This is a genomic window from Akkermansiaceae bacterium (genome assembly GCA_019634595.1).
Taxonomy (GTDB): domain Bacteria; phylum Verrucomicrobiota; class Verrucomicrobiia; order Verrucomicrobiales; family Akkermansiaceae; genus Luteolibacter.
Window position 1 is genome coordinate 89,071 of the sequence record JAHCBC010000006.1, and the last position, 22,198, is coordinate 111,268.

General features: G+C 64.6%; 20 protein-coding genes. 13 read left to right on the plus strand and 7 right to left on the minus strand.

Going from position 1 to position 22,198, the window contains the following annotated elements:
* Nucleotides 1-51 precede the first annotated feature (51 nt).
* From KF712_19795 to KF712_19810, 4 genes are all read left to right on the plus strand, one after another.
* A complete protein-coding gene (locus tag KF712_19795; GenBank protein ID MBX3743238.1) occupies nucleotides 52-1,485 on the plus strand; it encodes an FAD-dependent oxidoreductase in 1,434 nt (477 codons plus the stop codon).
* Nucleotides 1,482-3,047: a hypothetical protein gene (locus KF712_19800; protein MBX3743239.1), complete on the plus strand. Its 1,566-nt coding sequence runs from the start codon at nucleotides 1,482-1,484 to the stop codon at nucleotides 3,045-3,047. Before KF712_19795 ends, KF712_19800 begins: the two co-directional genes overlap by 4 nt.
* Nucleotides 3,044-3,952, plus strand: a complete 909-nt coding sequence (locus tag KF712_19805) for an alpha/beta hydrolase (protein MBX3743240.1) — start codon at nucleotides 3,044-3,046, stop codon at nucleotides 3,950-3,952. Before KF712_19800 ends, KF712_19805 begins: the two co-directional genes overlap by 4 nt.
* A gap of 67 nt (nucleotides 3,953-4,019) precedes the next feature.
* Nucleotides 4,020-5,543, plus strand: a complete 1,524-nt coding sequence (locus KF712_19810; protein ID MBX3743241.1) for an exo-alpha-sialidase — start codon at nucleotides 4,020-4,022, stop codon at nucleotides 5,541-5,543.
* A 130-nt stretch (nucleotides 5,544-5,673) separates the two neighbouring features.
* Here the strand turns inward: KF712_19810 and KF712_19815 are convergent, their stop codons facing one another.
* From KF712_19815 to KF712_19835, 5 genes are read right to left on the minus strand one after another with little or no spacing between them, the layout of a single operon-like run.
* Nucleotides 5,674-7,260, minus strand: coding sequence for a fucose isomerase (locus KF712_19815; GenBank protein MBX3743242.1), 1,587 nt, complete (start codon nucleotides 7,258-7,260; stop codon nucleotides 5,674-5,676).
* Nucleotides 7,257-8,480 (minus strand): MFS transporter, encoded by a 1,224-nt coding sequence (locus KF712_19820; protein ID MBX3743243.1) that lies wholly within the window; start codon nucleotides 8,478-8,480, stop codon nucleotides 7,257-7,259. Before KF712_19820 ends, KF712_19815 begins: the two co-directional genes overlap by 4 nt.
* Nucleotides 8,481-8,494: 14 nt before the next feature.
* Nucleotides 8,495-8,932 carry a nuclear transport factor 2 family protein gene (locus KF712_19825; GenBank protein ID MBX3743244.1) on the minus strand — a complete coding sequence of 146 codons (438 nt, stop codon included), beginning with the start codon at nucleotides 8,930-8,932 and terminating at the stop codon, nucleotides 8,495-8,497.
* A 21-nt stretch (nucleotides 8,933-8,953) separates the two neighbouring features.
* Nucleotides 8,954-10,930 carry a VCBS repeat-containing protein gene (locus tag KF712_19830; GenBank protein ID MBX3743245.1) on the minus strand — a complete coding sequence of 659 codons (1,977 nt, stop codon included), beginning with the start codon at nucleotides 10,928-10,930 and terminating at the stop codon, nucleotides 8,954-8,956.
* Nucleotides 10,931-10,961: 31 nt separating this feature from the next.
* Nucleotides 10,962-11,660 carry a GntR family transcriptional regulator gene (locus tag KF712_19835; GenBank protein ID MBX3743246.1) on the minus strand — a complete coding sequence of 233 codons (699 nt, stop codon included), beginning with the start codon at nucleotides 11,658-11,660 and terminating at the stop codon, nucleotides 10,962-10,964.
* Between the two features lie 82 nt (nucleotides 11,661-11,742).
* Here KF712_19835 and KF712_19840 point away from each other — a divergent pair, with 82 nt between their 5' ends.
* From KF712_19840 to KF712_19880, 9 genes are all read left to right on the plus strand, one after another.
* Nucleotides 11,743-12,678 (plus strand): dihydrodipicolinate synthase family protein, encoded by a 936-nt coding sequence (locus KF712_19840; protein ID MBX3743247.1) that lies wholly within the window; start codon nucleotides 11,743-11,745, stop codon nucleotides 12,676-12,678.
* Nucleotides 12,678-14,249 (plus strand): ribulokinase, encoded by a 1,572-nt coding sequence (locus KF712_19845; protein MBX3743248.1) that lies wholly within the window; start codon nucleotides 12,678-12,680, stop codon nucleotides 14,247-14,249. The genes KF712_19840 and KF712_19845 overlap by 1 nt, the downstream gene beginning before the upstream one ends.
* Before the next feature lie 142 nt (nucleotides 14,250-14,391).
* Complete coding sequence (locus tag KF712_19850; protein ID MBX3743249.1) at nucleotides 14,392-15,672, plus strand: hypothetical protein; 1,281 nt, start codon at nucleotides 14,392-14,394, stop codon at nucleotides 15,670-15,672.
* Entirely contained in the window at nucleotides 15,669-16,979 is a 1,311-nt protein-coding gene (locus tag KF712_19855) for a hypothetical protein (protein MBX3743250.1), read from the plus strand. Before KF712_19850 ends, KF712_19855 begins: the two co-directional genes overlap by 4 nt.
* Nucleotides 16,980-17,113: 134 nt before the next feature.
* Nucleotides 17,114-17,770, plus strand: coding sequence for a sigma-70 family RNA polymerase sigma factor (locus KF712_19860; protein ID MBX3743251.1), 657 nt, complete (start codon nucleotides 17,114-17,116; stop codon nucleotides 17,768-17,770).
* Nucleotides 17,751-18,347, plus strand: a complete 597-nt coding sequence (locus tag KF712_19865; GenBank protein MBX3743252.1) for a hypothetical protein — start codon at nucleotides 17,751-17,753, stop codon at nucleotides 18,345-18,347. The genes KF712_19860 and KF712_19865 overlap by 20 nt, the downstream gene beginning before the upstream one ends.
* Complete coding sequence (locus KF712_19870) at nucleotides 18,344-18,838, plus strand: hypothetical protein (GenBank protein MBX3743253.1); 495 nt, start codon at nucleotides 18,344-18,346, stop codon at nucleotides 18,836-18,838. The genes KF712_19865 and KF712_19870 overlap by 4 nt, the downstream gene beginning before the upstream one ends.
* 17 nt (nucleotides 18,839-18,855) lie before the next feature.
* A complete protein-coding gene (locus tag KF712_19875; GenBank protein MBX3743254.1) occupies nucleotides 18,856-19,536 on the plus strand; it encodes a DUF1573 domain-containing protein in 681 nt (226 codons plus the stop codon).
* A complete protein-coding gene (locus tag KF712_19880; protein MBX3743255.1) occupies nucleotides 19,533-19,988 on the plus strand; it encodes a rhodanese-like domain-containing protein in 456 nt (151 codons plus the stop codon). The genes KF712_19875 and KF712_19880 overlap by 4 nt, the downstream gene beginning before the upstream one ends.
* Here the strand turns inward: KF712_19880 and KF712_19885 are convergent.
* Both KF712_19885 and lexA read right to left on the minus strand, forming a co-directional pair.
* A complete protein-coding gene (locus KF712_19885) occupies nucleotides 19,963-21,456 on the minus strand; it encodes a hypothetical protein (GenBank protein ID MBX3743256.1) in 1,494 nt (497 codons plus the stop codon). The two genes, KF712_19880 and KF712_19885, sit on opposite strands and share 26 nt — an antisense overlap.
* Nucleotides 21,457-21,579: 123 nt before the next feature.
* Nucleotides 21,580-22,194, minus strand: a complete 615-nt coding sequence (gene lexA / locus KF712_19890; GenBank protein ID MBX3743257.1) for a transcriptional repressor LexA — start codon at nucleotides 22,192-22,194, stop codon at nucleotides 21,580-21,582.
* Nucleotides 22,195-22,198: the final 4 nt, after the last annotated feature.

The following is a 22,198-nucleotide window of genomic DNA, read 5'->3' on the forward strand; positions in this document are numbered from 1 at the left end:
GATTGGCTGGAGAGCGGTGATTCCATGGCTATTAGAGGCATGGACGAAGGCATGGCAGAGCATTCCCGGAAGGTGTATGATGTGATTGTTTCCGGAGGAGGCCCCGCGGGGGTGGCCGCCGCGATCTCCGCCGCGAGGGCGGGGGCCAGGGTGCTGTTGCTGGAGCGCTACGGATTCTGCGGCGGTATGGCGACCACCGCGCTGGTGAATCCCTGGGCGGGCCACGCCTGGCACGACCATGTGGATGAACAGGGGGCGAGGAGGGCTTCGCTGATCGGCGGCGTCTTCAGGGAGGTGGTGGTGAAGCTGAGGCAGGGGGATGGTTTCGGCTCCGCCCTGTCGGACTCCGCCTTTGACGAGGAACTGCTGAAGCATGTCTATGACGAGTTGCTGGCGGAGGCAGGGGTGACGGTCCGTTATCACAGCTACATCCGCTCGGTGGAGATGGACGGAAACAGGATCTCCGGCGTCTCCGTGTTGTCGAAAGGCGGTGAGGAAACGATCTCCGGGAGGCAGTTCATCGATGCATCCGGGGATGCGGACCTGGCCGCGCTGGCGGGTTGCGGATTTTCCGTCGGGCGGCCCGAGGACGGATTGATGCAGGCGATGACGGTGAGCTTCCGGATGGCGAATGTGGACAAGCGCGAGATGATCGCGACGGGCAGCCTGCGGAAGGCGAGGGCGCTGGTGGAGCCGTATTTCCAGAAGGCGCTGGCATCCGGGGAACTGGTGTATCCCTACCGGAACTTCATCCACTTTTATGACTATCCGCGTCCCGGGGTGCTCCACTTCAACATGACGCGGATCAACAAGGTTTCCGGGCTGAACGTGGTGGATCTTTCCACCGCGGAGACGGAAGGACGGAGGCAGGCGTACCTGATGGGGAACTGGCTGCGGAAGACGGTGCCATGGTTCTCCCAGTCCTATGTCGAGAAGATCGCCTGCCAGGTGGGGGTGCGTGAGACGCGCCATGTCACGGGGAAATACATGATGACCCAGGAGGACATCGTGCAGGCGAGGAAATTCCCGGATGGCATCACGAGATCCCGCTACTTCATCGACATCCACAACCCTGCCGGTGCGAAGGACGTCCACCAGCAGGAGGGGCAGAAGGGGAAGGTGCTGGCGGGCTACGGCCCCCCGGCCAACGATTTCTATGAAGTCCCGTTCCGCTGCATGGTGCCGCTGGAATGCCCGAACCTGCTGATCGCCTGCCGTGCGCTCTCCGCCACCCATGAGGCGGCGGCGGCGGTGCGGGTGATGGCGACGATGCATGGCATCGGTGAGGCGGCGGGGATCGCCTCCGCGGCTGCCGCTGCGGATGGAACCAACGTCCAGGATGTGGATGGAGCATGGGTGCGCAGCCGCATCCCCTACATGGCGGAAGCTCCGGAGTACGGATACCCCTGGGAGCCGGCATCCGGTGATCTGCCTGAGTCCGGAAATACTTCCGGCAGCCCGATGGTGGCTGCCGCCAGCCTGTGAACGCCATGAGGATGCAGTGGGTGGATCTGGTGGTGGTCGCGTTGTATTTCGCGGCCACGCTCACCGTGGGCCTCTGGGTTTCCCGGAGGAACCGGAGCACGGAGCGCTACTACCTGGGCGGGAGGAATTTCCCCGGATGGGCGGTGGGCATCAGTTTCATCGGCGCGACGATCAGCTCGGTGACCTTCGTGGCGTATCCGGCGGACAGCTTCAAGACCGCGTGGGTGAGGTTGCTGCCGAACCTGGCGTTCCCGGTGGTGGCGCTGGTCGCCATGGTGCTGTTCGTGCCGTTCTTCCGGCGCGGGACGGTGAACTCCGCCTACCAGTATCTGAAGCTGCGCTTCGGCGCGCCGGTATCGGTCTATGCGGCGGCGGTCTATCTCGCGGCGCAGTTGGTGCGGATGGCGACCATCACCTACCTGCTGGCGGTCCTTCTTTCGAACCTGTCCGGCCTTCCGGTGGGCTGGTGCATCGTGGTCGCCGCGGGGCTGACGGGGCTTTACACGACGAAGGGCGGGTTCGAGGCGGTCATCTGGACGGAGGTGCTGCAGACGGTCGTGCTGCTGTGCGGAGCGGTGGGTTGTGTGGTGGTCGTGTTGATGGCGGTCCCCGGAGGACTGCCGGAGGTCTGGGGCCAGGCGTGGGATGCGGGGAAGATATCGTTCCGTGACCTGGGCGCGTCCGGAGTGCTGGAGCCGTTGCGCGGGGGATTCTCCATGTCGGAAAAGACGGCGTGGATGCTGGTTCTGGCCGGTGCCTCGCAATACATCGCGGGACAACTCGACCAGGATACGGTGCAGCGGTGGTGCGCGGCGAAGTCCGCGCGGGAGGCGCGGAAATCCATGGTCGTGCTGGGGCTGGGCGCGCTGCCCATCTGGGCGCTGTTCATGTTCCTGGGGACCTGCCTGTGGGTGTATTTCCAGGCGAGGCCGGATGAGGTTTCCACGGCGATCCTTTCCGGGAAAAGAAAGGCGGAGGACATCCTGCCGCACTTCATCCTGACCGCGCTGCCGGCAGGGATGGGCGGGCTGGTGGTGTCCGCCGCCCTTTCCGCCGCCATGTCCAGCCTGGGCACCTGCATCAGCGCGGCGGGCATGGTGTGGGTGAATGACATCTACCGTCCGTACCTGCGGAGGGACCGCACTGACGGCCACTATCTGGTGGTGGGGAAGGTAACGTCGGTTTTCCTGACATTGCTGATGATGGGCGGCGCGTGGATGTTCCACCGGATGGACGCGAAGACGCTGATGGATGCGTCCATCATCGTGACGGCATTGTTCGGCGGCGGCATCTCCGGGGCCTTCCTGTTCGGCATGTTCACGCGCATGGGGGACCACCGCGCGGTGATGGCGGGGATCGTCGCGACGATGGCTTTCACCGGCTACGCGGTGCTGGTGCAGCTGAAGGTGCTGCCGCGGGCATTCGATCCGTATTACACCGCGATCCTCGGCAACCTGGTGATGCTGGTTTCCTGCACCGCCGCCGCCTTCCTGTTTTCCCGGCGGGAGAGGGATCTCACGAACCTGACGATATGGGACCAGAGCAAGGAGGAACTGCAATGAAAGCTTGGTTATGCGGGCTGGCGCTGCTGTGCGGGAACCATGCGCAGGGCGGGTATGAGAATCTGTGGCCGGGTGATGCCCCGGGCGCTCCCAAGCCTCCGGCCGGAACGGAAACGAAGGACAAGAGGGGCGCCATTTCCGATGTGGAGGTCCCCCAATACCAGGTCCACCCGGCGGACCCGGCGCGCAGGACAGGGGCGGCGGTGGTCGTCTTTCCCGGCGGCGGTTACCGGATGAACGTGATCGGGAAGGAGGGTCATGATGTCGCCGCGTGGCTGGTGAGGCAGGGCATCACCGCCATCGTGGTGAAGTACCGCGTGTCGGAGCATCCGGAGATGGGCTACGGATTCCCGGTGCCGTTGCTGGATGCCAGGCGCGCCATCCGCACAGTGCGTTCGCGCGCGCAGGAGTGGGGGATCGATCCGGGCAAGGTGGGGGTGATGGGCTTCTCCGCTGGCGGCCATCTGGCGAGCCTCGCCGCCACCCGCTCCGCCGATACCTTTCCTCAGTATGAAGGAAAGGATGCGGTGGATGCCTTCAACGTCCGGCCGGATTTCGCCATCCTGGTCTATCCCGTCATCTCCATGCAGGAGATCGCGCATCCGGGTTCGCGCGAGAGGCTGCTGGGGAATGACACTTCGCCGGAGATGCTGGCGGAGTATTCGACGGAGAACTCCGTGGACGTGAACACGCCGCCCGTCTTTCTGGTGACCACGGCGGACGACATGGTGGACTGCCGGAACAGCCTGCGGTTCGCCATGGCCTGCAAGGAGAGGAACGTACCCGTGACGTTGCATCTCTTCGAAACCGGCGGCCACGGCTACGGCATGCCGGGCAGGGGTGCCACCGTGGGGTGGGCGGAGCTTCTCCGTGAATGGCTCAGGACTAGGGGGTATGTCCCATAGTAACTGTATGGATAAAATGATATCTGCCGCAAGGAGGCGGATGGAATCCCGTAACCCGACCTACAACATGAAAAACCTTTCCATATGGATCTTGTTTGCGATCTCCCCGCTGGTGATGGCGGAGACGGAGTACAAGCCGCTGATGCCCGATGACAAATCGAGGCCCGCCCGCTCGTCGGTGCTGCTGCTGGGAGATGGCGTCTCCATGGACGCGGCGAAGGCGTTGCAAGCGGAGATGGAGGACAGGATCACCGTATATGCCGGGGAGGGTGCGGAAGGCATCGCTGATCTCGGAAAGTGGATTTCGTCGGACGGGAAGGAGATCCTGCGGAAGAAAAAATGGGATGCCATCTATCTGGCCCCCGCCGTGGCACCGGAGAAGTCCGCGAGGGAGGAGATCGAAGGAAAGCTCCGGCATTCCGCCGGTGCGGTGGTGTGGCATGGCGGCGGGAAAGGCATCGCGTCAGGGGATCTGGTGAAGGCGCTTCTCCGCAACGGGGAGCATCTCGCGAAGTGGCCCGCATCCGAGAAGCGGGATCCGGCGAAACTGCTGGCGGAGGACGGCGTGCTGGACAACCCCGCAACGCTGCCCGCGCTGCCTGCGGAGACCTCGACGGTGTTCAAGGCTGAGGAAGGTCAGTGGCAGTTCAACCTCCACTCGTTCATCGCCCGGCATGACGGGAAGTTATGGGCCATCTGGTCGTCCGGCAGGAAGGATGAGGACAGCAGCAGCCAGTTCATCCGCTACGCGACGAGTGAGGACGGCATGGTGTGGAGTGCGTCCGGCACCATGGCCCCGGACCCGGACGGTGAGGACGGACCGCTGCGCTGGCTCGCCTCCGGACTCTATGAGGAAAACGGGAAACTCTACGGGCTGGGGTGCCTGAACACGGGCGGGGGGAAAGGCGCGGTCTGGGGCAACGCGAAGCTGCACCGCTTCCGCTGGGACGCCGGGAAGTGGGTGGACGAAGGTGTCTTCGGCGACAACGCGATGGTCTATTTCCCGCCGTTCAAGGTCGGTGGCCGCGACTTCTTCGTGTGGCGGGATGACAAGGCGCACTTCCACACCGCACGGTCCACGGCCGAGGCGGGGAAATGGGATGTGAGGAAGCATCCGTCCTTTCCACCGGACTACCGCATGAGCGAGACCGGTTCCTACGCGGATGCGGATGGAAACCTGCACCTGATCATCCGCGACCAGGGGAAGACGAAGCGCCTTTATCATTCTATCAGCTTCGACAACGGGGACACGTGGACCCTGCCGGTGAAGACGAACTACCCGGACGCCGTGAGCAAGAACATCGCGGGCAGGCTGAAGGACGACCGGTTTTTCCTGATCAACAATCCGCAGGCCAGCGGATCCCGGGATCCTCTCACGATCTCATTCTCCGCGGACGGATGGAGCTACGGCAGTCCCCGTATTCTCAGGAAGGATGCGCCGGAGAGGCGTTACGACGGGAAATTCAAGAACGCGCGCAGCTTCCAGTATTCGGACGCCATGGAGCACGACGGCCGCCTGTGGGTGATCTACGGCACCAACAAGGAGGACATCGAGATTTCCTCCTATCGCATCGCGGATTTTCCGAAGTGAGGGCATGTCCTGGTAGGGGATGCTCTCTGAGCGCGACAGCGTCATGGAGTGCGGCAGTCATCTGCCGCTTTGGCGGGAGACGTCCCTCCCCGCAAAACCAAGCGGACTGAAGTCCGCGCTCCGTATGGACCTACCGCCGCAGCGACCCGCAGAGATTCACCCGGATGCCCAGCTCCCTGGCGAAGGCGGCTTTCGCGAAGAGACAGGCGTCCGCCGCCTCCGCATCATGGGCGTAGGCGACCTGGATGTGGTTGGCGCGGTGCTTTGCCATGAGTTGGTCACGGGAAACACCGTAGGTGACGGCGTGCATGACCGGCCACTCCGGAGTGGTGAGCTGCCAGCGGCGCTCCGCTTCCTCCTGCGGCAGTTCCACCGCCGCCCCGCGGCCGATGTCCATGTGGAGCGCTTCATCCTCCACGTAGATCCGTGACCAGACGATCTCGCCCGGACGGGAGGTGCCGCGCAGGGTGCTGCCGCCGCTGGGGAAATACATCGCGGGCTGGCGGAATCCCTCCGCGCCTTCCCAGCCGCCGATGAAGTGGGCGGGCGGGGCCGCGCCGCTGATGAGGAAAACCCACACGTAGTCACCGCCGAAGTCTTCACCCCAGCGAATGTCATGCAGCGTGGACTCGACCGGCTGGCCGAGAGCGTCATGGACGCGGCGGGTGATGAGGCCGTCCAGGCCGGCGCATTCATCGACCTCGTTGAAATGGACGATGGGCTCGCCGTCGAAAAGGACGCGTGAACCGTCCCGCGAAGTGACGGGCGGGCGGTCGCGGTTGTTGAGCATCCCTTCCACCAGATCGCTGGCGGGGAGCAGGTCCTTGAGTCCCTGCTGGTACTGGATGCCGATGGTTTCGCAGCCGAAGTCATCCGCCATGCGGACGGCGGCGATGTACATGCGGCACTGGAGCAGGACCTGCGCGCGGGTGAGCTGGGTGGCGTGGTCGTCGCCGAAATGGAAGGTCATGCCACGGCTTTCCAGCCATGACAGGACCTCGTCCGCCTCCGCCTCCGGAGTGATGAGCGTCTCGTGGTAGAGGGCGGACTGGCTGAGGCGTTCCTTGAAGACGCCGCAGGAATGGAGGAGCTGGTCGGGAATGATGGCGTTGAACATGCCCATGCAGCCCTCGTCGAAGATACCCATGATCGACTTGTCCCGCTTCAGTTCCGCCGCCAGCGAGGCACCGAGTGCGGCGGATGCGGGCGGAATGGGGATGTCCGCGGTGACGTGGCCGAGATCGTGGACGATGGTGCCGGTGGCGAGCCACTCGCGGAGCTTGCCGAGAAAGAACGCGTCGGTGAAATCCTCGCTCCAGAGGGTGGAGAAGGTGACGCCCGCTTTCGTGAGCGAGCCGTTCAGATTGAGCATGCCGACCAGCCCCGGCCACTGGCCGCTCCAGTTGGCGAGCGTGAGGATGGGGCCGCGGTGGGTGGTCAGGCCCGGCAACACGTGGTGGGAGTATTGCCACACCGCCTCCGCGACGATGAGCGGCGCGTCCGGGTCGATGTCGCGGAAGATGCCGATGCCCTGCTTCTGGCTGGAGATGAAGCCATGGCCTTCCTTTTCATCGTAGGGATGCGCCCTTACAACTTGCCGTCCCTCCGCCTCGATGGCGCGGGAGATGGCGGCTTCCATTTCACGCTGGGCGGGCCAGCAGGTTTGGTTCGCGGAAAGGCGGAGGTCGCCGCTGGCGACGAGCAGGATGGGTTTCATGGCGTGCTTTTCGGGCGGATGAGCAGGACGAGGCCGACGGAGAGGGCGCACAGCCCGGCGAAGGCGGAGAAGATGAGATTGAGAGGAATCTGATGGTCGCGCATGACGCCGAAGCCCCAGTCGGCGAAGCCGCCGCAACTGATGCTCACCAGATTCATCAGGCCGTAGGCGGTGGCGCGGTGCTCCGGCCGGACGATCTGGCAGAGGATGGGCATGTTGTTGCAGTCAAAGAACCCCCAGCCGATGCCATAGAGGACCAGGAAGGCGATGGCGATGCCCAGCGTGCCCGCGTTCCCCACGCCGAACAGGGCGGGGATGATGAGGCCCACGCCGATGGCGGAAACATAGATCCGCCCCCGCTCGCTGCGTCTCATCCAGCGGTCGGCGAACACCCCGCCGAGAACCACCGCGATGAGCGCGGCGATGTTCACGTAGAGCGTGGCGGAGACACCCGCGTGCCCCTGGCCGATGCCGAACTGGTCCTTCAGGATCGCGGGCATCCAGTCACGCACGACCCACCCGGCCAGCGCGGGCAGGGTGAAGTAGAGGACCAGCAGGATGAAGAAGGGATTCCGCAGCAGGGAGGCCAGCGTGCCGGCGGGTGAGGAGCGTTCCTTCAGTCCGGTGACCGCGGGAGGATTTCTCAGCAGGAAGAACAGCGGGAGTGCATAGAGGACCCCGGCGATGCCCGCGGCGTCGAACGCCCAGCGCCAGCCCAGCGACGGGCTGTCCGCGGCGTAGCCGCTGAACCCGCCGATCATCACTCCGGCATAGATGGCCATCTGGTGCGTGCCGATGGCGCGGGAGCGGGTGGGGCCGCTGTGGTAGTCCGCGATGAGGGCGAGCGCGGCGGGGATGTAGCACGCCTCGCTGATGCCCATGAGGGCGCGGCTCCAGACCAGTTGCTCGAAGGTCTGCGCGTGTCCCGTCGCCCAGGTTACGGCGGACCATACCGCCAGGCTGACGACGATGACGTGGCGCTTGCTGAAGCGGTCCGCCAGATAGCCGCCGAAGGGACTCAGCCCGGCATAGACCCATTTGAAAACGGCGGGCAGCAGGCCCCAGTTCGCCTCCGTGCCGATGGACGGGATGTCATCCATGATGGAGAACTTCATGGCCGCCATCATCTGGCGGTCCATGTAGTTCAGCAGGGCGACCGGCCACAGCAGCATGACGACGAACCATGCGTAGCGCGCCAACGACGGAGGGGGCTGATTCATTGGGAGCGGAAGGATCAGTTGGCGGGAAGGACGGCGGACTGCCAGGCGTGGAACTTCCAGCCACTGTCAGTGAGCTTCCAGACAGCGAGGAAGCTGAGCGTGTTTTCCGTCACTCCCTTGCCCTTCGACTCCGACTTGATGCGGATGTGCCCGCTCATCAGCGCGACGGTTTCAGCAGGGAAGGTGAAGTCGCGTTTCACGTAGTCGAAGGAAAGGTACTTCGTCTTTCCCGAGGTGAGCCTGGCGATGAGTGACTCCCGGTCATCGACGACGCCGGTGGAGTGGGCGTAGTGCAGTTCCTCTGAGAGGACCGTCCGGAGCGCCGCTTCATCCACGGCGATGGTGGCGGCGATGCGCTTCTGGTCGGCGGCGGCGAGTGCTTCCGCCGGGGAGGCGGGTTGTGCGGAGAGGGTCATGGCGAGGAGCAGGAAGAGGAAGGAAAGGAGTCTCATGGGTGTCCGGATGGAGGTGGCTCACTTCGAGCGTGGATTCCGCAGATAGTAGAAGTAGCCGTCCTCCGCACCGCCGAGGAAGTCGGGGATGCCGTCGCCGTTGAAGTCCACCGTGGTCGGGCTGACGTCGTGGCCCTCGATGTTGGTCGGTGAAACGAGACCCTCGTCCTTGAAGAACCACTTGCCATCGGCAGCGCGCGTCTGCCGGACAAAGGCGGCGTTCGCTCCGTTCAGCAGCAGGTCCAGCACGCCGTCGCCGTCCCAGTCCGTCACGCTGAGCTTCCGGCGTCCGCTGCCACCCGCCGACTGGCGGCCCTTGTAGCGCAGCAGCATCGGCTCACCGGGCACGGAGAAAAAGTGCGCGCGTTTCCTTTCCTCCGGCGTCGCGTCCTCGCAGATGAACGCGCGGCGCGGTGGCAGCAGGATGCGGCGGCCGTCCCTTTCCTTCCGCTCGAAGAAGGCGAGGAAACCTTCGTGGTCCATCATCACCAGATCGACGAGGCCGTCCTTGTTCCAGTCCACGGCGACGGGTGTGGTGCGCCACTGGGTCAGCAGGCCTTTGCCCTCCGGGCGCAGCCAGCCGTAGGCCAGGTGCGGCTGCGCGCCATCCCACTCGACTTCGACGGGTGCCGCCGCATCCAGCTTCGGCGCGGTGCGGGTGCCGGTGTTGCGGTACCAGATGACCTTGCCCCAGATGGAGTTCACGATCAGGTCTGGCAGGCCGTCGCCGTCCCAGTCATTGATGGAAAGCGTGGTGTATCCCCACTTCGCTTCGCACGGTCCCTGGATGGAACCGTTCGCCCCGGCCAGGATGTGGATGGGCTTGCCGCCGGACTCCAGCAGGACGGGTGCCGCCCATTTCGGCTTCTCCACGCCGGGGCCGCTGAGGTTCTCGAAGAACGCGATGTTGCCGGAGGTGTTCCCGGAAACAATGTCGGTGTCACCGTCGCCGTCCCAGTCGAAGCCGACGGGAGTGGCCAGCGCGCCGAATTTCACGTCCTCCGCCTCCTGCTGGAAAAACTTCGGTTCCTCGAACACAGGCGCGTTCGCCTCATGGCGGCCGGTGTTGCGGATGAAGGCGACGCGCCCGTCCTCGTCACCGCAGATGATGTCCGGGTGGCCGTCCTTGTCCCAGTCGATCATCACGGGGGTGATCATCTGGACGTGCATCTTCAGGTAGGCGCCCTTGTCGGTCTGCAGGCGGCGGCCCTTCTCATAGCGGGGTTCCGTGCGGGTGCCGGTGTTGCGGAAGTAGGTGAAGCCGTCGAGGAACTCCCCGCAGACCAGATCGAGATCACCGTCGCCGTCCAGATCCACGAAGCTCGGGCACGGCCAGCCGAAGGTTTCCAGCGGGATGCCGTCGATGAGGATGCGCTCCGGCTTCGCATACACGGGGGCCTCGTTGGTGCCGGTGTTGCGGGCGACATAGACGTGGCCGCGCAGGTTGCCGTTCTTCCAGATACCATGTTCATCGTAGGCATCGTCCCAGCCGTATTCCGACCAGTCGTCGGTACCGATCGCCAGGTCCTGAACGCCGTCGCCGTCGTAGTCCACCACCCGCCAGTGGTTGCCCCTGACCTTGTTGTGGTGGACGTTTTCCGGCAGGTCGATCTTCACCGGGGATTCCAACCCGGATTTCAGGAAATCCGGATAGCGTTTGCCCGGGGTCAGCACGGTGGGGACTCCCTCCGGGTAGCTGACCTGCACGTTGACGATGCCCTTGCTGATGCGCCGGGCGGGCTTGAAGACAGGCATCGGGTTCTTGCCCGTGTCGCCGCTCGTGTTCTCGAACACATAGACCCCGTTGTAGGGCTTGTCGGAACAGTTCACGACGAGGTCCAGATCTCCGTCGCCGTCGAAGTCCATCGGCAGCGGCCATGCCCACAGGCCGACGCCGAGGTCCACCGCGAGGCCGGGGTTGTTGTATTTGAGGCGCTCCAGCGGCTGGTCCGCGGTGGCGAGCGAGGCGAGCAGGAAAAGGGGAAGGATGGGTTTCATGGAATGGGTTGCTTCGGCTGGTGTGGAGGCTTCAGGAAAGCCACGAGTTGGTGCGCGCTTTGCGGTTCGCGTTGAGGGTGTTTTCGAGGCTCTTGCGGATGTGGGAACCCATCTCCGCGCGGGCCTTCTCCGGGTCGCGCTTGCGGATGGCGCGGAAGATGGCGTCGTGCGCGGCCCATGCTTCCTCAATGACGGAAAGGTTGTGGACGATGCGGTGCGGTCGGAAGATCCGCTCCAGTACCTGGGTGTCGGACAGCAGCTTGATGAGCCGCCGGTTTCCCGTGGCGTCGATGATGTGGAGGTGGAAGGCACGGTCCAGATCCAGGAAACGCTTTTCCGCGGCCTCTGCCAGCGGCTCGTCCGGCCGGGTCTTGAAGTCCTCCACCAGCCGCTTCATGGCGGCCAGGATGTCGCCCAGTTCCGTGAGCTGCTCGTCGTTCATGAGCATCGCGGCACGCTCCGCGGCGTAGCTTTCCACCGCCTCCCGGACGCCGAAAAATTCGACGGCTTCCTGCGGGTCCATGCGCTTCACCAGCGCGCCCAGGCGGGGCAGCAGCTCGACCAGTCCCTCGGTCGCCAGCTTGTTCATCGCCTCCCGCAGGGGGGTGGTGCTGACGCCCAGCTCCGCGCTCATTTTCTTGAACTCCAGCCGCGTGCCCGGCTCCAGCTCGCCGCTGATGATGCGTTCGCGGATGGCGTGATAGACTTTCTCCGGCAGGGGTGAGGACATGGTTCTGAAGACGGTGTGGGAAATCGAATATTTGAATATATTTGGATATACAAGCGGGAATTTTCCTGATTTACCGGAAGTCATGTCCGCTTCCGGTTCAGCCATTTTGTCTTCGGTCCGGGGGGTCGTCCCCCCGCTGGTAACGCCACTTTCCGCGCCTGATGTACTGGACCGGGAGGGATTGGGGAGACTGGTGGAGCACCTGATCGGCGGCGGTGTCCACGCGCTGTTCCTGCTGGGGACGACGGGGGAGGGACCGAGCCTGAGCCACCGCCTGAGGCGGGAGGTGGTGGAGGAAACGTGCCGCCTGGTGGGCGGACGGCTGCCGGTGCTGGTGTGTGTGACGGATACCGTGTTCGAGGAAAGCGTGGAGCTGGCGAACCACGCGGCGGACCACGGCGCGGACGCGGTGGTGGCCAGCACGCCGTACTATTTCCGCACGGGGCAGCCGGAGCTGTATGACTACTACGCGGAGCTGGCGGCGGCGCTGCCCGTGCCGCTGCATCTCTACAACATGCCGGCCATGACGAAGGTGGTCATCCAGCCGGAGACGGTGGAGAGGCTGATGGATGTCGAGGGCATCATCGGCATCAAGGACAGCTCCGGGGATCTGGACTACTTCGGCAAGCTGGTGGAGCTGGGGCGGAAAAAGGAAGGCTGGTCCGTGATGATGGGGCCGGAGGAACTGACGGCCCGGGCCGTCGCCATGGGCGGACAGGGCGGGGTGAATGGTGGGGCCAACCTTTTCCCCGCACTCTACGTGGCGAACTACGATGCCGCCGCGCGGGGCGATGTGGAAAAGTCGGACGAACTGAACGCCATCGTCAACGAGGTCGCGGCGGAGCTTTACTCCGTGGGCAGCCATGCGAGTTCGATGCTGAAGGGCCTGAAGTGCGCGCTGAGCCTGCGCGGCATCTGCGGCGATGTGATGGCGCATCCGTTCGAGCATTTCCATGAACGGGAGCGGGAGGTCATCCGCGGGCGGATGGAGGAACTTATTTCAAAATACGGTCTGTGATGAAAGCGGCCATCGGTCTGGATTTCGGGACTGAGTCGGTCCGCGCGCTGGTCGTCGGGCTGGACGGGATGGAACTCGCGACGGCGGCCTCCGCCTACCGGCACGGACAGATCACGGACGCCCTGCCGGGTGGAGGTGGGAAGCTGCCGCCGGAACACGCGCTGCAACATCCGGGCGACTGGGAGGAGTCGGTGGTGGAAGCGGTCCGTGGCGCGCTGGCGGCGTGCGGGGCGGTGGAGATCGTCGGCATCGGGGTGGATTTCACCAGTTGTACGATGCTTCCCGTACTGGCGGACGGCACGCCGCTGTGCCTGACGGAGAAATTTTCACGGACCGCACAGGCGTGGCCGAAGCTGTGGAAACACCACGGCGCGGGGGAGCAGACGGCGAGGATCAACGCGGTGGCGCGGGAGCGCGGCGAAGGCTTTCTCACACGCTATGGTGGCGAGATCGGGATCGAGTGGCTGTTTCCCAAGATCCTGGAGACCTTCGACAAGGAGCCGGACGCGTATGATGCGGCGGAGGTCTGGCTGGAGGCGGGTGACTGGCTGGTGTGGCGGCTGGTGGGAGGGGACGCGGCGTCCATGCCACGCTCCACCTGCCAGGCGGGGTACAAAGGGATGTGGAGCGCGGAGGACGGCTATCCGTCCGCGGAGTTTTTCGAGGAAGTGAGGCCGGGTTTTTCCTCCGTGCTGGGAAAGCTGCCGGGACGCCTGATGGCACCCGGCACCCGGGCCGGCGGACTGTGCGCGGAGTGGGCGCAGCGGTTCGGCCTGGTTGAAGGCACTCCGGTGAGTGTCGCGATCATCGATGCCCATGCCGGTGTTCCCGGAGCCGGGGCGGCGGAGGAGGGGACGCTGGTGATGGTCATGGGGACCAGCTCATGCCACATGCTGAACAGCACCCGCATGACGGACGTGCCCGGCGTGGCGGGCATCGTGAAGGACGGCATCCTTCCCGGCTTCCACGGTTATGAAACGGGGCAGGCTGCGGTGGGTGACGCGTTCGAGTGGCTGCGGAAGTTGACCGGGCAGGCGGATTTCCGCGCGATGGCGGCGGAGGCGGATCTGCTGCCGCCGGGAGCGGACGGTGTGTTCTGCGTGGACTGGATGAACGGCTGCCGCACCCCGCTGATGGATGCCAGCCTGCGGGGCATGTTCGGCGGGCTGGGGCTGAACCACGGACCGGCCCATCTTTACAAGGCGCTGATGGAGGCGTCCGCATTCGGTGTGAAATGGATCGTCGGCATGCTGGAGGAAAGCGGCGTGCCGGTGGAACGTTTCGTGGCGACGGGAGGACTGCCCCACCACAATCCTTCGCTGGTGGGGATCTATGCGGATGTGCTGGAAAAAAGCATCAGCGTCCACCCCTGCACGCAGGGGCCCGCGTTGGGAGCGGCGATCCTCGGCGCGCTGGCGGCCGGTGCTTTCCCCACGCCGGAGGAAGCCATCCTTGCAATGGGCAGGCCGGGTGCCGGGAGGGTGTTCAGCCCGGACAAGGAGCGCTCGGAACGCTATCAGGAGCTTTATCTCCGGTATTTGGAGTGGGCCGGCATTCTGCGCGCCAGCTAGATTGACCCGGCATTCATGCCTGTGCCACATCGGCCGCGATTCTTGAATTGCGCACCACCCGTTGTCGGCAAAAGGAATGGCTCGCCTCTTCCCGGGGTTCCATTCATCAATCATCAGCGGCCTATTCCGGGTCTCTCCGGCGATGAAATATCTTCCCGTCCTTTACCTGGCTGTGCCGTTGTTCGGCCTCGTTGCCGGTTGGGCGACCGCACCGCCGGTGGATGTGGCGACCTCAGAGGGGAATGCCAGCCACCGCTCCGGTCACCGCGAGGACGCGGGCAGGCCCGGAACGGTGGAGGATCTCGTGCACTCCCTCAGCCAGCGGTTGGGAAAGCCCGGCGAGCCGGGTAAGGATCCGCTCATGCTTGTGCTGGCGGATTGGACGGATGGGGAGATCCGCACCGCGCTGGATGAGAGCATGCTCCATCCCGAGCTGATGCTTGGTGCAGGGCATTCCGCGGGGGTGACCCACAATCTTTTCCGCCAGCTCATCGGGCGGGACTTCGCCGCGGCGTCCGCATGGTTCGCGGCGCTCCCGCAGGACCGCCAGAACGCGCTTTCCGCCACCCTTCTCTGGAACTGGCCCGCGGACCGCCCGGAGGAAGGCCTCCGCTTCATCCGGGAGAACCGCGGCCTCTCCACCGGGCGGGACCAGCACATCCTCAACATCAACCTCAGCGCCGCCGCCGCCCGTGGGTCGGAGCACATGCTCGCCTTCATGCGCGGGCTGAAGGAAGAGGGTTACAGCGGCGGTTTTGAAACCATTTATGCCGTCAATGCGGGCGTCATCGCCGCCGTCTCGTTCCCCCAGGGGTTTGACTTTCCCGGCTTCCTTTCCTCACCGGAGGTGAACTTCATACCTCAGGGTGGGGGAGCGCAGGGTGCCGCCCTCCGCGCATGGAAGGAGCAGGACCGTGACGCGGTCTTCCAGTGGTTGCTTGAGAACCATGGCGCCAAGGTCCTTCAGATGGCGGAAAATCCGTGGGACTTCACCGATGGAACGTCCACATGGTTCAGCGGGAAGCTGTCCGCCCTTCAGCCCGCCCAGCGGGCGGAGTATCTGGGTGGCCGCCTCCGCTCATGGACGCAGGATCCGGGCTTCTCCCGCCGCCTGCTGCAGGCTTCCAGCGGAACCCCCGTCCATCAGGAAATCCTCCGCCACGCCGTGCAGGGCATCTTCTACGGGAAATATAGTGATACCCTGGACCTCGTGTCCGGCCTGCCGGACCCCGGCGAGCGCCTGCGCTTCCTGGAAAACCTGGAGGCAATGGCGCAGGAGGAGGGGTTTTACATGGACACCGTGCAGGGGGAGGAAGCGGTCCTCCGTGGAAAGCTCCGCTCCTGGGGTGCGGATGATGTCCGTGCGGAGGCCATCCTCACCCGCCTGAAGTCACAGCGGAAAAAGGAAGGGGAGGATCCATGAAAAACGCCCGCCTCCATTTCCTGCTGCTGTCCGTGCTGGGTGCCGCCACTGTCCTGCTCGGCCGGTACCTCCAGACCGGTGCCGCATCCGGTGGTGGGGGAGATGGACCCGCCGCTGCCTCCACCCTGCCCCCGGCCCGGCCGGGCCGGCCTGTTCCGGCTTCCTCCGTGCCCGGCACCGCGCATGACCTCGCCGCCCTGCGCCGCATCGCTGCCGGACTTTCCGCCGGAGATGCCGTGGAGAGCGGCCAGATTTCCCGCATGTCCACTCCCGCGCTGCGCGAGATGATCACCACGCTGGGTGCAAGCTTGTCGTCCGGTCCGGTCCCTGACGATTTCCAGGCACGCCATGAAGCGATCCGCCTCGCGGCGGCGGAACTCTACCATCGCGACGGTGACGCCGCCCACGCCTGGGCGGAAAGCCTCTCCCCGGAAAGTCTGCGCGAGGCCGTCCTGAGGGCCGTCATTCTCGCAGCCGCCCGGGACCAACCGCTCCTGGCAAAATCATGGCTGGATCGTTTCCAGGCGGAACCCGGAGCGAAAAAGGTGTGGGACTTCCACGATGTGGCCCTCCGTGGAGCCATGGAACGCGGAAACATGGAAGACATCGCCCGCCTCCTTTCGGAGCCGTTGTCGGACTCCGGACAGTTCCCCACCATCGACTTTCCGGAGGGCTTCGACTTCGCGGGCCTTTTCGGAATCCTCGAGAAAAAGGCCGATCCCTCCGGCCCCTTCGCCCATTGGGCTCTCCGCGATCCGGACTCAGCGTGGGCCGCATTGAAAAAACGGCACAGCTCCGGAGAATACGCTTCCGGCTCCTTGGAGCATCTCTTTCCCATCCTGTTCCACGCCACTCTCCTGCGGGACGGCACGGACGAAGGGGTTGCCACCGCCATTGCCCGGCTGGGTGAGTTGTCTCCGGAGCAGCGTGGCCGGTGCCTGCTCGAGTTCCGGCTGGAACGCGCGGGCATCTCCGTGGGAGCCGCCACCGCCCTTGCCACCCGCCTCCCGCCCGCAGACCGCCTGCCCCTCATCGCCAGCCTCCTGCGGCAGATCAGCCAGAAAGGTGTCCACGAAAAGTCCTTCGCCATCCTCGCCGCCCTTCCGCGGGAGGAGATGCTCGGCCATCTCGCCACCGCCTACCGGCAGGGTGCGGATCCAAGCGACCCTTTCGCCCATCCGGATGCGGCGAGACGGCCATCCGGGTTACCGGGAGGGATGGATGAAGCCACCAGCCGTTATTTCACCGATGCTGCCACCCGCCTCCGGCTCACTCCGCAGGAGCTCGCCCGTATCTCCCGCCCATGACGGAACGGTCGATCTGTTTGATGGCAACCCCGGAGATTCTTGAATTGCGCACCACCCGTTGTCGGCACAAGGTATGGGCCGTGACCGGCTGAACCTGAAGAGAAGGTGAAGGGGTGAAGATTTTTCCGTGAATCATGAATAAACCGTCAGGGGATCCGTCGAAGAATGCGAAGGAGCTGTCCGGCCCCGTCGATTCCGAGCTGAACGACCCGGACGAGGACTTCCGGCTGGTCGCCAGAGCCCAGGGTGGCGACCTCAAGTCGTATGACGCCCTGATCACCCGCCACCGGGGGAAAATCTTCGCCATGATCCGCAACATGATCCACCAGGAAGCCGACGCGTGGGACCTCTCCCAGGAGGTCTTCATCAAGGCATGGCAGGCTCTGCCCCGCTTCGAGGCGAAGGCGCGCTTCTCCACATGGCTTTACCGGATCGCCCACAACGTGGTCTATGACTTCACGCGGAAGCGGAAGATCGAGAGCGCGGGCGAGCTGAATGATGAAATCTTCAACCGCGACCGGATCGACCCGGCGGCGGTGGCGACACCCGGCGTGACCGAGGCTCCGGACGAGTCGATGGCCCACGGTGAGCTCCGTGCGAAGATCGAGGCCGCGCTCGGCAAAATATCCGCGGAACACCGGGAAGTCGTTATTTTGAAAGACGTCCAGGGACTTTCGTATAAAGAGATTGCGGACGCGATGGACTGCACTCTCGGGACGGTGATGAGCCGCCTTTTCTATGCCCGTCAAAAACTCCAAGCCCTCCTCAAAGATGAATACAACTCCCGATGAAGTGCTTTTGGCCCTGTGGCTGGACGACGAACTCGAAGGCGAGGATCTCGCCAAGGTGGAGTCGTGGGCGCTGACCCAGCCCGATCAGATCGCGGCGCGGGAGGAGGTCCGCGCCTGGCGGAAAACCATGGCCGCGGCCCTGCCCGCCGTGGAGGAACCTCCGTATCCGGACTTTTTCAACAGCCGGATCACGAAGGAAATCCGCGCCATGCAGTCCACGCCGGAGCAGATTGCTCCGGCGGCGCGGCCATCGTTCTGGCGCTGGCTTTTCCCTGCCACGGCATTCGCCGGCATGGCGCTGGCCTTCTGGGTCGGGACGAAGACCCATTCCGAGGGTGGCTCCACCCTGGTGAAAGATGGCGATGAAGGATCATCCCCGGTGTGGTACACCCCCGAGCAGGGTGTGGACGCGCAGTGGGTCAAAGGAACGGGATCTTCCACGGTCATCCTGCTGAAGGGGGTGAGCGCCATCCCGGACTCGATGGATTTCACGGAAACGGCGATGATCCAGCACGCGAAGGAATCGGATTCCACCGCCGGTGCGGAAACGCCGGGGCCAACGAAAATTTCCCGATGAACCGCCGCCAAGGTCTCCGTCTCCTCCTGGGGCTGCTGCCGCTTTCTGCGGGCATGGCAGGTGCGCAGGATGATCCCGGCAAGGAGGCGATCGGCAAGGTCAACGTGAAGGTCTATTACGGGACCAAAGGCGACCCATCGGTGGCAGGCCCGCGTTTCAATGCCGTGGAGGGAGAGGTGGAGAAGCAACTGCGGGGTGCGCCGAACCTTGATTTCAAACATTTCCTGCTGCTGGGCGGCGACCAGCAGCCGCTTTTCCGTAGCTATGAGAACTGGGCGCAGCCGCTCAGGCCATCGGACGAGATTCTGGTGCGGTTCGAGGCGCGCAGCCGCCCGACGACGGATTCCGCGCGGCTGGATCTGGAGATCTGGATCTCCCGGAAGAAGATCCTGAAGACGGACGCGCTGCTGGGCGGGAGCACACCGCTTTTCATCCTGGGACCGGAATGGCGCGGGGGGCGGCTGATCATCGCAGTATCGCTTGCGTCCTGAGAAAAGCCGCGCAAAGTATGTCCATGAAAAGTGCGATGGTGGTCTGGCTGGGCGTTGCGGGGATGGCTTTCGCGGGAAAGCTCACGTTCCCGGAGCCGGTGAAGGAGCTGGCACCCGGTCCGGGTGAGACGAAGGTGAAGGTGGATTTCCCTTTCACCAATGAAACGGACAAGACCGTGGTGGTGAAGGAAACGCTCGGTGACTGTTCCTGCACCTCCATTGAGATTTCGGGCGGAAAGACGGCCTATGAACCGGGTGAGTCCGGCGTGATCCGGTTGAATTTCGACATCGGCGCCGCAGTCGGCAAGGTGGAGAAAGGTGCTTCCATCTGGGTGGACGGAGATGCGAAGGACGCACCGTCCCAACGGCTCACGATGAAGGTGGACATCCCGATCCTCGTCGAGATGGAGCCGAAGACGCTGAAGTGGCAGGTGGGCCAGGAGACGGAACCGAAGACCATCAAGTTCCAGATGCACGGCGACAAGCCGATCCACATCAAGTCCGTCACGCCTTCCACGGAAAATTTCGACCAGGAGCTGAAGACCATTGAGGATGGACGCAGCTATGAACTGGTGATCACGCCGAAAAATGTGAACAGCAAGGCGCTCGCCGTCTTCCGGGTGGAGACGGACTGCGAGGTTCCGAACCACCGGACGCAGCAGGTCTTCGCCGTGGTGAGCGCCCCCGTCGCGAAATGAACACCGCGGTCCAGTTGCTGGTGGTGGTGGGAGTGGCGGCGGCCGCCGCCGGAGGCACTTATCTGGTGAAAGGCCCGCCGGGCAAAGCGCTGGTGTGTGATCCCGCGACGCTGAAGCCGGGGGAGATCTGCCTGGAGCAGGTGCGGGAGCCGGTCGTCTGGATCGACGCACGGCCAAGGAAGGACTGGCAGGCGAATGGTCTGCCCGGATCCATCCTGTGGAACCTGGACGGAGCGGAAGACGCCGCCGCCTTTGAAGCGGAGGCGATGCAGAAGCTTTTCGAAAACCCGAAGGCGGTCGTCTATTGCTCGAACGAAGACTGCGGCGTGAGCCAGCAGGTGGCGGAAAAGATCCGCAAGCTGGACGCGGACTTCGACGTGAAGGCCCTGCGTGGCGGCTGGCAGGCGTTGAAAGAGGCGGGCCGGATCAAGGATTCCAGCGGAACTCCTTGATGTCGGTCACTTCCAGGTAGGGGTTCATGGGATCCTCCTCCTTGTTCCAGCGGAGCGTCACCTTTGCGGTGCGCGCCTGTCCGTAGCGGAAGCCGGAGCCTTCCGTCACCAGCATCTGGCCGAGTTTCGAGCCTTTGGTGAAGTAGGCGCTGCTGATCTCCTTCTCATTGTCGCGCGGCAGCAGCTTCAGTCGGAGCTTGTTCTCGTGGTTGGGCACGTTGCGGTCCGCGGTGGTCTGGGCAACGGCGGAGACGACCAACTGGAAGGAGCGGATTTCCTCCGATGGCTGGCCTGCGAAGGTCTCCAGGCGTCCTCCGAAGCTGTCCAGGAACGGATCGACGATGACTTTGGGCGTGCCGCCTTCGGCCGTGCGGACCAGCAGCAGCTCGGGATGTGCTTTCCCGGAGGCGTCCTTGAAATCCACGGCGTAGTAGAAATCCATGGATCCATCCGGATTCGTCTCCTGGACTTCCGGAGCCACGGACGGGTTGGAAGGGAAGGGTTTGGTCAGGATGGATTCCTGGAGGGCGGCGGCCGGGGTGTGCGTCTCGATGAGAGGCAGGCGGGCATCCAGGTTCGACGCGGCGAGGAATTTCTCCACCACAGCCATCGCGGCGGTGCCAGGATGGGGTGCCTCCGGTGCCACCGGCGTGGCCGGGCCTGAAGGCGTCGCTGCCCCCGTCGGGTTGGTGGTGCGGTCAGGTCCGGGAAGATCGGCAGGTGTGGGTGGCTCCGGCGCGGGCTTGTCGGCGTGGGGCTTCGACGGGATGACCGGAGCGGCGATCGCCGCGGGATCTTCCCGGGAGAAAAGGATCAATCCTACGGAGACGCCAACCATCAGCAGGAGCGCGGCTCCGCTGATCAGGATCCGTGGAGTGATCCTGGACCGGGTTGGCGACGGGCGGTAGTCCCGGCCTTCCGCACGCGGCTGCGCGGCGGACTGGCGCTCGCTGATGGGGCGGGCGACAATCTCCGGTTGGTCCGAACTCCGCAGGCGGTTGCCCCGTGGCTCCATCTTGACGACCGTGGGTCCGGCGGAGGAGTTCCTCGGAGGCGGGATTGTCCCTTGCTGGGGATGATAGGAAGGCGGCGCTTCCTGTGGTGGCTGTGCCGGAGGGGCGTATTGGGGAGTCTGCGCGGGAGGGGGGGCGTAGTACTGTGGCGCCTGCTGCTGCGGTGGCGCGTACTGCTGGGGAGCTGGTTGCGCCGGCGGGGCGTAGTACTGTGGTGCCTGCTGCTGCGGCGCTGGCTGCGCGGGCGGCGTGTGATATTGGGGTGCCTGCTGTGCCGGAGTGGAGTACTGCTGCGGAGCCGGTTGGGCTGGCGGCGCGTACTGCTGTGGCACTTGCTGCGCGGGTGGCGCGTGGTGAGGTTGCTGGACGGCCTGTACCGGTAATGAGGAGATCGGCGGCTGTGGAGCCTCGATGAAGCTCGAGCAGATGGGACACGGCCCGCGCACCCCGGCCATGCTGAGGGGTACCGTGAGCCGCGATCTACAGGCGGGACAGAAGAACGTGAGGGAGGGAACCACAGTTTGCTTTGGAAAAGCTAACAAACCATGGAATGCGAGTCAACAACCGTGAATTTCTCCTCAGGCAGCATGCCGGAGCAGCGCGACCAAGACTCCCTGGATGATCAGTTCACGGGCGGGGATGAGGTCCGGGTAGTCCACATTTTCCGCCCGCAGGAAGGGCCGGCCTTTCTCGATGACGTAGCGTTTCAACGTGGTCTCACCGTCGATGAGGGCGGCGACGATGTCTCCCTTGCGCGGCTCGCGGAACTCGAGGATGACGGTGTCACCATGGCAGATGTGGGCGTCGATCATGGAGTCACCGCGGACCTTCAGGGCGAAAGTGCGGGCGTGCCGGGGAATGCCGATGGAGGTGATGTCGATGGAGACGCATCCTTCGCGCTCCGGCTCCGCATCCTGGGACATGCCGGCGGCGATGCTGCCGTAGATGGGGATATCGATGATCTCCGCGCGGTCCAGCTCCTCCGGAAAGATGACGGCGCGCGCTTTTCCCGGAAGGCGCTGGATCACGCCCTTGCGCTCCAGTGCGCGGAGGTGGCTCATCGCCGCGGTCTGGCTGGCGAAATTGAAGAAGTGCTGGATCTCCCTGGTGGACGGCATCACGCCGGTCCGCCTTTGGGCATTTCGGAGATATTCCAGGATCTCTTGCTGGCGGGAGGTGAGTTGGTTCGGCATGGGA